Genomic DNA, 11,397 nt, shown 5'->3' with positions numbered 1-11,397 from the left:
GGTCACAGGCTCCCCCGGGTCAACAGCAACAAATGCTTCCAGGCTTCGCTTTTGGCGGCCGGCCGATCCAGCAGGAAGCGTGGATGCAGGCTCGCAACAGCCTCTGTATGTCCGCCAAAATGGTTAACATCCACTAAACCATTTGCCGGTGGGCCGTCATTCGTCTCGGCTACTGCACGGCTCGCCGTTTGACCCAGAATCAAGAGCTTAGCGGGCTGGAGCAGCTTGAGATGGTGGCGCGTGATCTCGATCAGCCGCGCCTCCTGGTCGGGCGGGATGCGGCCGGCCAGCGGGCGGGCGACGGCGAGCGAGACGAAATAGACCGAATCGCGCGCGACTCCGGCGGCGGTGAGCATGCGCGAGAACAGCTTTCCGGCCGGGCTGTCGCCCAGAAGCGCGTCCTGGTCGTCGCTTTCCGGCATGTCGGTGAGCACGACGAGCGGGGCGTTGAGCGGACCGGTTGGCGCGATTTTCGGGGTGAGCCAGCCAGCCTCGGGCACGGTCTCGCCGGTGCGCCAGGCGGTGAAGGCGGCGAGCGTATCGGGCAGGACCTCGGGCTGAGGCGACGTTACGGCAGCCTGCGCAACCTGCACGGGCGCGGGCCGCGCGAGCCAGTCGCGAGCCTCGTCCTCCTGAAGGGTTTCGACACCCGCATCGCGCCACCATTCGAGTGCGCTCGCGAGGGTACGCCCCCAATCTGCTGTGTATTCGCCTCCCACCGCTCCTAAGAGTCACGGCTTGACGGGCGGGTCAATCTGCCTTCATCGACCAAGGGACAGGACGTTGCCAGCTTGCGACGAGACAGGCGTGCGGCGTGTGCCAGACCAAGATTAGAAGGATGCGATGATGAGCGAACGGGAGTCGATGCCCTATGACGTCGTGATCGTCGGGGCGGGCCCTGCGGGCCTTTCTGCGGCGATCCGGCTGAAGCAGCTGGCCACGGAAGCGGGCAGTGAGCTTTCGGTGTGCATCCTGGAGAAGGGCTCGGAAGTGGGCGCCCATATCCTCTCGGGCGCGGTGATCGATCCCAAGGCGCTCGACGAGCTGCTGCCGAGCTGGCGCGAGGATGGCTGCCCGCTGGCCAGCACGCCGGTGACCGAGAACCACCACTGGGTGCTGAGCGAGAAGGGCAAGTCGGGCTATCCCGAGTTCATCACCCCGCCGTTCCTGCACAACAAGGGCACCTATACCGGCTCGCTGGGCAATCTTTGCCGCTGGCTGGCGGGCAAGGCCGAGGAACTGGGCGTCGAGATCTTCCCGGGCTTCGCCGCGGCGGAGATCCTCTACCACGACAATGGCAGCGTGAAGGGCGTCGCGACCGGCGACATGGGCGTGGCGCGCGACGGCGAGCACAAGGGCGATTACCAGCCCGGGCTCGAGCTGCATGCCAAATACACCTTCTTCGCGGAAGGCTGCCGCGGGCACCTGACCAAGCAGCTGATCCGCAATTTCGAGCTCGACAAGGACAGCCAGCCGCAGATCTATGGCATCGGCATCAAGGAGCTGTGGGACATCGATCCGGCCAACCATGTGCCGGGGCGCGTGATTCACACCCAGGGCTGGCCACTGACCGACGGCGCCAATGGCGGCGGCTTCCTCTATCACCAGGCCGACGGGCAGGTGGCGCTCGGCTTCGTGACCTGGCTCAACTACAAGAACCCGTACCTCTCGCCCTTCCAGGAGATGCAGCGCTGGAAGACGCATCCGGAGATCGCGGCGATCCTCAAGGGCGCCAAGCGCGTTTCCTATGGCGCGCGGGCGATCTCGGATGGCGGCTGGCAGTCGGTGCCCAAGCTGGTCGCGCCGGGCGCGGCGCTGATCGGCGACGCGGCGGGCTTCCTCAACGTGCCGCGGATCAAGGGCACCCACACTTCGATGAAGAGCGGCATGATGGCGGCCGAGGCGGCCTTCGCCGCGGTCGGCGCGGGTCGCGAGGCGGACGAGCTAGCGGCCTATCCCGAGGCGTATGAGAAGAGCTGGGTCTACAAGGAGCTGCGCGGCGTCCGTAATGTCGCGCCCCTGGTCAAGAAGTTCGGCGACACCTGGGGCACGATGCTCGCCGGCGTGGCGATGTGGAGCGAGCTGCTCGGCATCCGCTGGCCGTTCACGATGAAGCACAAGCCCGATAACGAGGGCATGTGGCACGCATCGGTGGCTCCGAAGATCGACTATCCCAAGCCCGACGGCGTGCTGACCTTCGACCGGCTCTCCTCGGTGTTCCTGTCGAACACCAACCATGAGGAGGACCAGCCGGTCCACCTTACGCTGAAAGACCCGGAAATTCCGATCGGCTACAATCTTCCGGTGTACGCCGAGCCTGCCCAGCGCTACTGTCCGGCGGGTGTCTATGAAGTTGTCGGCGAAGGCGACGATCTGCGCTTCCAGATCAACGCGCAGAATTGCGTCCACTGCAAGACGTGCGACATCAAGGACCCTACCCAGAACATCAACTGGGTGGTGCCCGAAGGTGGCGGCGGCCCCAATTACCCGAACATGTAGTCTCGCGCTCGCGCTGCTGCTGGCCCTGCCGGCGGCGGCGCAGCAGCAGCAGGTGGTGCCAGAGATCGACCTGCGCGATTATGCCCGTGCCCGCGCCGCCGATGCGGCGGGGGAGCCGGTGCTGGCCGCGCCCGGCTATGCCCGGGCGCTGTCGGCCGTGCCTGACGACAAGGTTCTGGCGATGCGCGCCTATCGCCAGGGGCTGGCGGCCGGGGACTATGCGCTGGCCAACCGTGCCGCCGCCACGCTGGTAGGCGCCAAGGCAGCGCCCCCCGATACCGATATCCTCGCCTTCGCCATGGCGCTGCACGGCCGCGACCGGCTGGGCGCGGAAAAGGCGCTGGAGCGGATGTCGAAGGCGCAGCTCGACTTCCTGGTGCCGGTGCTCGCGGCATGGCTGGCGATCGACCGGGGCGAGGACCCGCTGCCGTTGCTCGACACCGCGCGCGGCAACCCGCTGGCTGCCCGCTTCACCAATCGCCACCGCGCGCTGCTGCTGATCGCCACCGGCAAGCCCGACCAGGGCCTGTTCGCGCTTGCCGCGGCGCGAGGCACCGAGGACGCCCCCGATGTCCGGATCGACGCGGGCATCGCGCTGCTCCGCACCGGCCGGAAGCGCGAGGCCGACCGCGTGTTCGGCGACTTTGCCGGCGCCACCCAGGCCTGGCGCAAGCGCGAGGCCAAGGCCGGCAAGCCCGATGCCGCGTTCGGCGCCGCCCATGCCTTTCTGAACCTTGCCGGTGACCTGGGCGGCGAGGAAATGGCGCCGCTGTCGATCCTGCTCACCCGCGCCGCGCTGTTGCTCGATCCGCAGGAAGAGCGCGCCCGGCTGCTGCTTGCCGAGGCCCTGTCGAAGAGCGGGGCGACCGACCTGGCGCTGCAGACGCTTGCCGGCATCCGCGCCGACGGTCCCTTCGCCCGCGGTGCCGCGGCCGGCCGGATCTCGGCGCTGAGCCGGGCCGATCGCCTGCCCGAGGCACTGGCCGAGGCCAAGGCGCTGGCGGCGGCGGGCAATGCCAGTGCCCAGGAAGTCACCGTCTATGGCGAGCTGCTGTTCAAGGCGGAGCGCTATGGCGATGCCGCCGAAGCCTTTGGCCGCGCGCTGGGCAAGTCCGACGGCGATGGCGGCTGGGAACTCAATTACCTGCACGGCGCCGCGCTCGACCGGGCCGGCAAATGGGACGCGGCATTGCCCGCGCTCCAGCGCGCGGTGCAGCTGGCCCCCGACGAGCCCGAGGCGCTGACCTGGCTCGGCAATGCCCAGGCCGAGCGCGGCGTCGATCTGCCCGGCGCGCAGGCGCTGCTCGAGCGGGCCCGCAGGCTCAAGCCCGAGGACCCCGAAGTCATCGATTCGCTCGGCCGCGCCTATTATGCCGATGGCGACCTGCAAAAGGCGCTGCCGCTGCTCGAGAAGGCGGTGCAGCTCGATCCCGGCGGGACCAGGCCCAACGAGCATCTGGGCGACCTCTACTGGAAGATCGGCCGCAGGATGGAGGCGCGCTATGCGTGGCGAGCGGCGGAAGTCGCCGCCGAGGCCGAGGATGCCGAGCGGATCAAGGGCAAGCTGGCGAACGGGCTGAACTGATGGTCACCGAAATCGCCAAGGCCAAGCTCAACCTGGCGCTGCACGTCCGCGCGCGGCGCCCCGATGGCTATCACGAGCTGGAGACGTTGTTCGCGTTCGTCGCGGACGGGGACGTGGTGCAGGTCGAGCCCAGCGAGGCCGACAGTTTCACGATCACCGGGCCGTTCGGCGCGCTGCTGAGCGGGGAGGGCGACAACCTCGTCACGCGGGCGGCTTCGGCGTTCCGCGAGCGCTTCGGCGGCGGCGCGCATGCGATCACGCTCGACAAGCGGCTGCCGGTCGCCTCGGGGATTGGCGGCGGTTCGGCCGATGCGGCGGCGACCCTGCGGGCGCTGGGCGTGCTGCACGGAGTCGCGGTGGACGAGATGTTCGACATTGCCGACCGGCTCGGCTCGGACGTGCCCGCCTGCCTGTTCGGCCGCAGCGCGATTGGCCGGGGCAGGGGCGAGCAGCTCGAGCCGGTCGCCGGATTGCCGGGGATGCCGGTGCTGCTGGTCAATCCGGGGGTGGGGGTTTCCACCGCCGAGGTGTTCCGGCGCTGGGACGGTGTCGATCGCGGGCCGCTGCCGGTTGATCCGCGCGCGGGACGCAATGACCTGGAGCCGCCGGCGCGCGCGATCGCGCCGGTGATCGATGACGTGCTGGAGGCCTTGGCTGCGTCGCAAGGGGCCGGGCTGGTGCGGATGTCGGGCTCGGGGGCGACGTGCTTCGCGCTGTTCGAGGATGTGGCGAGCCGGGATGCTGCGGTTGAAGCGTTGGCCGGTCGCGGGTGGTGGATGCTGGCGAGCTATCTCACCTGATTACCCAAGGCGGCTCCCTGGCAGTCAGCAACTCCCCGGCGAAAGCTGAGGAAGTGAATTAACCAGTCTCGCGAACCGCTCCTTCGCAGTTTCCGAAGTACATAGTCCCCAGCGGATCGACTGCCGGGAGCAGAACGTCTGTCGGTGGCGCGGGCGCAAGCCCGCCCCATCCCTCCGCTTTCCCGCCCCCTTAACAGCGCCGCTTCAATCGGGCACAGCCGGGGCATGATCCAGCTCACCCGCAACGGCCCCGTCGCCACGATCGCGCTCAATCGTCCCGAGGCCAGGAACGCGCTGCCTACCGCCGCCTGGCAGGCGCTGGCCGCCGCCGCGCGCGACGTGGGCGATGCGCGGGCGGTGATCCTCAAGTCCGATGTCGCGGGTATCTTCTCCGCTGGTGCCGATGTCCGCGAGTTCGAGCAGCTCCAGGGCGATCCGGCGCTGCGCACCAGGTTCCGCGAGGCGATGCGCGAGGGGATCGAGGCGATCGCCGCGTTGCCGATGCCGGTGATCGCCGCGATCGACGGCGGCTGCTTCGGCGCGGCGGTGGCGCTGATCCTGGCGGCCGACATTCGCATCGCCGGCAAGCTCTCCGAATTCGCGATCACCCCGGCGCGGCTGGGCCTGGGCTATCCGCGCGCGGATGTCGCGCGGCTGGGGGCGCAGGTGGGCAAGGGCATGGCGTCGCTGCTGCTGTTCACCGGCGACAAGCTGCGCCCCGACGAAGTGCACAAGATCGGGCTGGTCGAGCTGAAGACCGGCAAGGCGATCGAGACCGCCACGGCGATGGCGGGCGCGATCGCCGGCAATGCGCCCGAGGCGATCCGGCTGCTCAAGCGGACGCTGCGCGGGGAGCAGACCGACCAGGGTTTCGAGGACGCGTTCGGCGGGGCGGAATTCGCCGAGGGGCTGGCATCGTTCCGCGCGCGGCGGAATCCGGTCTGGTGAGCGTGGCCGAGATCATCCCGGGCAGCGGCCCGGTGCTGCTGCTCGGCGATCATGCCTCCAATGCCGTGCCGGCGGATATCGATCTCGGCGTGGATCCCGCGCTGATGGACAAGCATATCGCGGTGGACATCGGCAGCGCCGCGGTGGCCCGGAGCCTTGCCGCGCGGCTGGGCGCGCCGGCGATCCTGGCCAATGTCTCGCGGCTGGTGATCGACCTCAACCGCGAGCCCGATCATGTCGGGCTGATCCCGCACCGGAGCGACGGGCACCTGATCCCGGGCAACGACACCGTCGATCGCTTCGCGCGCATCGCGCGTTTCCATGCACCCTATCACCGGCTGATCCGCGACCGGATCCGGGCGCAGCGGCCGCGGCTGATCCTTTCGGTGCACAGCTTCACGCCCTGCCTGGAGCATGGCGGCACCGATCGGCCGTGGCAGGTGGGGGTGCTCTACAATCGCGATACCCGTGCCGCATTGCCGACTGTGGACTTCTTTCGGGCGCGCGGCTTCGTCACCGGCGACAACGAGCCCTATTCGGGCCGGCTGCTCAACGCGACGCTCAACCGGCATGGCGAGGGGCAGGGCATTCCCTCGGTCGCGATCGAGATCCGCAACGACCTGATCCGGGAGGAGGCGGGGGCGGAGGAGTGGGCAGGGGTGCTGGCGGAGCTGGTGGGGCAGCTTCTTTAATTCCCCTCCCTTCCAGGGAGGGGAGCGAAAGAGGCTTTGCGCGCCCCGATAATTTCTTTGCGCAATAGTCTTGCGTAAAAGTGCCTTCTGGCGACATAGGCTTGCGCATCATGACCAAGCGATTCGACAAGTCCAAGCTCCCCAGCCGCTACGTTTCCGTCGGCGTCGAGAGCGCCCCGCACCGCAGCTATTATTACGCCATGGGCCTCACCGAGGAGGAGATCGCCCGGCCGTTCGTCGGCATCGCCTCGGCGGGCAATGACAGCGCGCCGTGCAACACCACGCTCGATCAGCAGGCCGACTGGTGCCGCATCGGCGTGAACGAGGCGGGCGGCATGCCGCGCCGCTTCAACACGATCACCGTGACCGACGGCATCGCCATGGGTCACCAGGGCATGAAGTCCTCGCTGGTCAGCCGCGAGGTCATCGCCGACTCGGTCGAGCTTTCGGTGCGCGGCCATTGCTACGATGCGCTCGTCACCTTCGCCGGCTGCGACAAGTCGCTGCCGGGCATGATGATGGCGATGCTGCGCCTCAACGTGCCGTCGATCTTCGTCTATGGCGGCTCGATCCTGCCGGGCCGCTACCAGGAGCGCGACCTCACCGTCATCGACGTGTTCGAGGTGGTCGGCCGCTATGCCGCCGGCAAATGCCCGCTCTCCGAAGTCACCGCGATCGAGAAGGCGGCGTGCCCGGGCCATGGCGCCTGCGGTGGCCAGTATACGGCGAACACCATGGCCTGCGTTGCCGAGGCGATCGGTTTGTCATTGCCGAACAGCAACATGGCACCTGCTCCTTACAAGTCGCGTGAAGAGATCGCGATTGCCGCGGGCCGCCAGGTGATGACGCTGATCGAGAAGCAGATCCGCCCGCGCGACATCTGCACGCGCGAAGCGTTCGAGAATGCCGCGCGCATCGTCGCGGCGACCGGCGGCTCGACCAATGGCGCGCTGCACCTGCCGGCGATGGCGAACGAGTGCGGCATCGATTTCGACCTGTTCGACGTTGCCGAGATCTTCAAGACCACGCCGTACATCGCCGACCTCAAGCCCGGCGGCCGCTATGTCGCGCGCGACATGCACGAGGCCGGCGGCATCTACATGCTGATGAAGACGCTGGCGGCGGAAGGCTTCCTCCACCTCGATTGCCTGACCGTCACCGGCAAGTCGCTGGGCGAGAATATCGAGCAAGTTACCTGGAACCCCGACCAGAAGGTCATCTATGACGCCAAGACGCCGATCACCCCGACGGGCGGCGTGGTCGGGCTGCGCGGCAGCCTGGCGCCCGAGGGGGCGATCGTGAAGGTGGCGGGCATGAAGCGCCTGCAGTTCACCGGCACCGCCAAGGTGTTCGAGCGCGAGGAGGATGCCTTCGCCGCGGTCGAGGCCAATGCGATCACCGAGGGCACGGTCGTCGTCATCCGCTATGAAGGGCCGAAGGGCGGCCCGGGCATGCGCGAGATGCTGTCGACCACTGCGGCGCTCTACGGCCAGGGGCTGGGCGAGAAGGTGGCGCTGATCACCGACGGCCGCTTCTCGGGCGGCACGCGCGGCTTCTGCATCGGCCATGTCGGCCCCGAGGCGGCCGAGGGCGGCCCGATCGCGCTGGTCGAGGACGGCGACGAGATCAGCATCGATGCCGAGGCCGGCACGGTCGACCTCAACGTCCCCGAGGATGTGCTGGCCGAGCGTCGGGCGAAGTGGCAGCCGCGGATGAACGACTATCAGGCGGGCGCGCTGTGGCGCTTCTCGCAAAATGTCGGCCCGGCCTATAAGGGGGCGGTCACGCATCCCGGAGCCAGCGCCGAAACCCATGTCTTTGCCGATATCTGATCAAGTTCGCCCTCTCGGTGGAGAGAGGGCTGGGGAGAGGGGAAGGGCACGACGAGCAACCATGCTCGCGGCCCTTCTTTCCCTGACTGCCTGCAATACCCAGGTCCGCGACAAGGCCGCCGAGGCTCGCAACGAGATCCATGCCGAGAAGATGGAAAAGGCCGAGGGCCGCGTGGAGTGCGCGCCGCCGGGCGCCGAAAGCTTCTCCTATGCCTGCACGATCGACCGCACCCAGTCGCAGGACGGGCTGTTCCTGACCTTGCGCCACCCGGACGGCGGGTTCCGGCGGCTGCTGGTCACTACCGATGGCCGCGGGGTGATCGCCGCTGACGGTGCCGAGAAGGCCGAGGTGACGATCCTCGCGCCCGACCAGATCGAAGTCGCGATCGGCGGTGCGCGCTACCGCTTGCCTGCGACGGTGCGCGGGGCCAAACCGGGCAGATGATCCCGCCCGGCGCACCGATCGTAACCGCTGCCCAGATGCGCGCCGCCGAGGAGGCGGTGTTCCGGCGCGAGCCCCAGGAAGACGTGATGGAGCGCGCGGGTGCCGCCGTTGCGCGCGAAGTATCCCGCTTCGCGCAGGGCGCGCCGATCCTGGTGCTGGCCGGGCCGGGCAATAATGGCGGGGACGCCTATGTCGCCGCGCGCCTGCTGAAGGCAGCCGGCCATGACGTCGCCATTGCCGCCTCGGGCGAGCCGGGCACGGGCGCCGCGCGGGCGATGCATGGCCGCTGGGACGGGGAGGTGGGCTCGCTCTACCAGGCGCGGCCGCGGCCGGTGCTGGTCGACGGGCTGTTCGGCACCGGGCTCAGCCGCCCGCTAGAGCGCGGTATCGCGCCGGTGCTGGCCGAGCTGGTTGCCGCCTCGCGCTTCTCGCTGGCGATCGACCTGCCCTCGGGGCTCGCAACCGACACGGGCGCCGATCTCGGCGCGCCCAGGGGGATCAGCGCGACGCTGGCGCTGGGCGCGCTCAAGCCGGCGCATGTGCTCGACAAGGGGCTGGAGCGCTGCGGGCATGTCCTGCTCGCGGACATCGGCATTCCGGTGGAGAGCCAGTGGCGCAGCGTGGCGCGGCCGCAACTGGCGCCGCCGGGCGCGCGGGCGCACAAATACAGCCGCGGCCTGGTCGTGGTGGTCGAGGGCGACATGCCCGGTGCCGCCCGGCTGGCTGCCCATGCCGCGATGGCGGGCGGGGCGGGCTATACCGTGCTGGCCAGCGCCGGCGATACCGGCGGCGGGCCCGACGCGCTCGTTCGCCAGCGCATCGCGAGCGGGGACGATCTCGCCGATTTCCTCACCGAGACCCGCATAGGCGCGGTGGTGGTCGGCCCGGGCCTTGGGCGGGATCGCCGGGCCGAGGGACTGCTCAAGGCGGCGCTGAACGCCAATCTGCCGCTGATCCTCGACGGCGACGCGCTCACCCTGCTCGGCAAGTCCGCCGCCGCCTGGCTCCAGCGCCGCACCGCTGCGACCTGGCTTACCCCGCATTCGGGCGAATTCGACCGGATGTTCGAGGGGGCCGAAGGCGACAAGATCACCCGCACGCTGATGGCCGCGGCCGAGGCGCGCGTGACCGTGATCCACAAGGGCGCCGACACGGTGATCGCCACCCCGCGCGGCGAAGTGCGGGTGCTGTCGCGCGCTTCGTCCTGGCTCTCGACCGCCGGCACCGGCGACGTGCTCGCCGGCACGCTCGCGGCGCAGGTGGCGGGCGGCAACAAACAGGCCGCCGAAGCCGCCGCCTGGCTGCATGCGCGTGCGGCGGCACTTGCAGGACCGGCCTTCATCGCCGATGCGCTGCCGATGCATCTTCCCCAAGCGATCTCCGAATGTCTGTAAGCGAAGTCCTCCGCGTCGCGGGGCGCGGCGAGGGCGTTACCGCCGATGGCCGCTTCGTGCCCTTCACCGCCCCCGGCGACATGGTCGACGCGCACGGCGCGATCACCCGCGGGCCGCACCACCAGGAGCCACCCTGCCGGCATTTCCCGGAATGCGGCGGCTGCCAGCTCCAGCATCTCGATGACATCGCCTGGAGCGGGTTCATCGTCGATCGCATCGCCGGCGCGCTCGCCCAGCACAAGCTGGTGACCGAGATCCGTCCGCCCGCGCTCTCGCCGCCCCGGACCCGCCGCCGCGCCACGCTCCATGCCGAGCGTCGCGGTCGCCAGGTGCTGCTCGGCTTCACCGGGCAAGGCAGCCATACCCTGATCGACCTGGCGGAGTGCCATGTCCTCGATCCCGAGCTGTTCGCGCTGCTCGCGCCGCTGCGGGGGCTGCTCGCCGCGCTGCTGCCGACCTCGCGGCGGATCAACGTCCATCTCGCCAAGGCCGACCAGGGCGTCGACGTGCTGCTCGATGGCCTCGAGGCCGAGGGACTGGCGGCGGCCGAGGCGATCACCGCCTTCGCCCATCGCCACCAGCTCGCGCGCTTCTCGATGGACGAAGGGCTGGGCCCGACGGCGCGCTGGGAGCCCGATCCCGTCACCATCACGCTGGGTGGGGTGCCGGTGCCGTTCCCCCAGGGCAATTTCCTCCAGGCGACGCCCGAGGGCGAAGCGGCGCTGGTCGCGGCGGTGCGCGAAATCGCCGGGGATGCCGGCACGGTCGCCGATCTGTTCGCAGGGCTTGGCACCTTCACCTTCGCCTTCCCCAAGGCGAAAGTCTATGCGGCCGAGGCGGCGCGGGACTCGATCCTGTCGCTCAAGGCCGCGGCCGGCAGCGCGCGCCGCATGGTCTTCGCCGACCACCGCGACCTGTTCCGCCGCCCGGTGACCGCCGCCGATCTCGACAAGTTCGAGGCGCTGGTGATCGATCCGCCGCGCGCCGGCGCGCGCGAGCAGGCCGCCGAAATGGCGAAGGCCAAGGCGCCGGTTATCGCCTATGTTTCCTGTAATCCCAATACGTTCGCACGGGATGCGGAGATGTTGTGCGAAGGCGGCTATCGGCTCGACTGGATCCAGCCGGTCGGCCAGTTCCGCTGGTCGACGCATGTCGAGCTGGCGGCGAAGTTCAGTCGCTAATTCCTTCTCCCACCTGCGGGA

At 69.4% G+C, this 11,397-nt stretch carries 10 protein-coding genes; 9 read left to right on the top strand and 1 reads right to left on the bottom strand.

Features of this window, described 5'->3' with window-relative positions; translation table 11 throughout:
- Positions 1 to 2: 2 nt before the first annotated feature.
- Positions 3 to 719, bottom strand: a complete 717-nt coding sequence (locus tag HNP52_RS10830) for a uracil-DNA glycosylase family protein (RefSeq protein ID WP_184166677.1) — start codon at positions 717 to 719, stop codon at positions 3 to 5.
- A gap of 127 nt (positions 720 to 846) precedes the next feature.
- Here HNP52_RS10830 and HNP52_RS10825 point away from each other — a divergent pair, with 127 nt between their 5' ends.
- The 9 genes from HNP52_RS10825 (at position 847) to HNP52_RS10785 (ending at position 11,376) form a co-directional block, all read left to right on the top strand.
- Positions 847 to 2,499 (top strand): electron transfer flavoprotein-ubiquinone oxidoreductase, encoded by a 1,653-nt coding sequence (locus tag HNP52_RS10825; RefSeq protein WP_184166674.1) that lies wholly within the window; start codon positions 847 to 849, stop codon positions 2,497 to 2,499.
- 55 nt (positions 2,500 to 2,554) lie between these two features.
- Complete coding sequence (locus HNP52_RS23285; RefSeq protein ID WP_184166671.1) at positions 2,555 to 4,084, top strand: tetratricopeptide repeat protein; 1,530 nt, start codon at positions 2,555 to 2,557, stop codon at positions 4,082 to 4,084.
- Positions 4,084 to 4,884 carry a 4-(cytidine 5'-diphospho)-2-C-methyl-D-erythritol kinase gene (locus HNP52_RS10815; protein WP_184166668.1) on the top strand — a complete coding sequence of 267 codons (801 nt, stop codon included), beginning with the start codon at positions 4,084 to 4,086 and terminating at the stop codon, positions 4,882 to 4,884. The genes HNP52_RS23285 and HNP52_RS10815 overlap by 1 nt, the downstream gene beginning before the upstream one ends.
- 225 nt (positions 4,885 to 5,109) lie before the next feature.
- Positions 5,110 to 5,832 (top strand): enoyl-CoA hydratase/isomerase family protein, encoded by a 723-nt coding sequence (locus HNP52_RS10810; protein ID WP_184166665.1) that lies wholly within the window; start codon positions 5,110 to 5,112, stop codon positions 5,830 to 5,832.
- The gene (locus HNP52_RS10805) at positions 5,829 to 6,524 is read left to right on the top strand and encodes an N-formylglutamate amidohydrolase (protein ID WP_184166662.1); all 696 of its coding nucleotides are present in this window, start codon (positions 5,829 to 5,831) and stop codon (positions 6,522 to 6,524) included. Before HNP52_RS10810 ends, HNP52_RS10805 begins: the two co-directional genes overlap by 4 nt.
- Positions 6,525 to 6,634: 110 nt before the next feature.
- Positions 6,635 to 8,356 (top strand): dihydroxy-acid dehydratase, encoded by a 1,722-nt coding sequence (ilvD, locus tag HNP52_RS10800; RefSeq protein WP_184166660.1) that lies wholly within the window; start codon positions 6,635 to 6,637, stop codon positions 8,354 to 8,356.
- Between the two features lie 61 nt (positions 8,357 to 8,417).
- Positions 8,418 to 8,801, top strand: a complete 384-nt coding sequence (locus HNP52_RS10795; protein ID WP_260396050.1) for a hypothetical protein — start codon at positions 8,418 to 8,420, stop codon at positions 8,799 to 8,801.
- Entirely contained in the window at positions 8,798 to 10,195 is a 1,398-nt protein-coding gene (locus tag HNP52_RS10790) for an NAD(P)H-hydrate dehydratase (RefSeq protein ID WP_184166657.1), read from the top strand. The genes HNP52_RS10795 and HNP52_RS10790 overlap by 4 nt, the downstream gene beginning before the upstream one ends.
- Positions 10,186 to 11,376 (top strand): class I SAM-dependent RNA methyltransferase, encoded by a 1,191-nt coding sequence (locus tag HNP52_RS10785; RefSeq protein WP_184166654.1) that lies wholly within the window; start codon positions 10,186 to 10,188, stop codon positions 11,374 to 11,376. The genes HNP52_RS10790 and HNP52_RS10785 overlap by 10 nt, the downstream gene beginning before the upstream one ends.
- Positions 11,377 to 11,397: the final 21 nt, after the last annotated feature.

It is taken from the genome of Sphingomonas kyeonggiensis (assembly GCF_014204495.1).
GTDB classification, from domain to species: Bacteria; Pseudomonadota; Alphaproteobacteria; order Sphingomonadales; family Sphingomonadaceae; genus Sphingomonas; species Sphingomonas kyeonggiensis_A.
This window is presented reverse-complemented; position numbering and strand designations above follow the sequence as displayed.

Bases quoted from the DNA above. Each gene is read 5' to 3' on its own strand.
- HNP52_RS10825 (WP_184166674.1), top strand. From the start codon at position 847: ATGAGCGAACGGGAGTCGATGCCCTATGACGTCGTGATCGTCGGGGCG.
- HNP52_RS10815 (WP_184166668.1), top strand. From the start codon at position 4,084: ATGGTCACCGAAATCGCCAAGGCCAAGCTCAACCTGGCGCTGCACGTC.
- HNP52_RS10810 (WP_184166665.1), top strand. From the start codon at position 5,110: ATGATCCAGCTCACCCGCAACGGCCCCGTCGCCACGATCGCGCTCAAT.
- ilvD (WP_184166660.1), top strand. From the start codon at position 6,635: ATGACCAAGCGATTCGACAAGTCCAAGCTCCCCAGCCGCTACGTTTCC.
- HNP52_RS10795 (WP_260396050.1), top strand. From the start codon at position 8,418: ATGCTCGCGGCCCTTCTTTCCCTGACTGCCTGCAATACCCAGGTCCGC.
- HNP52_RS10790 (WP_184166657.1), top strand. From the start codon at position 8,798: ATGATCCCGCCCGGCGCACCGATCGTAACCGCTGCCCAGATGCGCGCC.
- HNP52_RS10785 (WP_184166654.1), top strand. From the start codon at position 10,186: ATGTCTGTAAGCGAAGTCCTCCGCGTCGCGGGGCGCGGCGAGGGCGTT.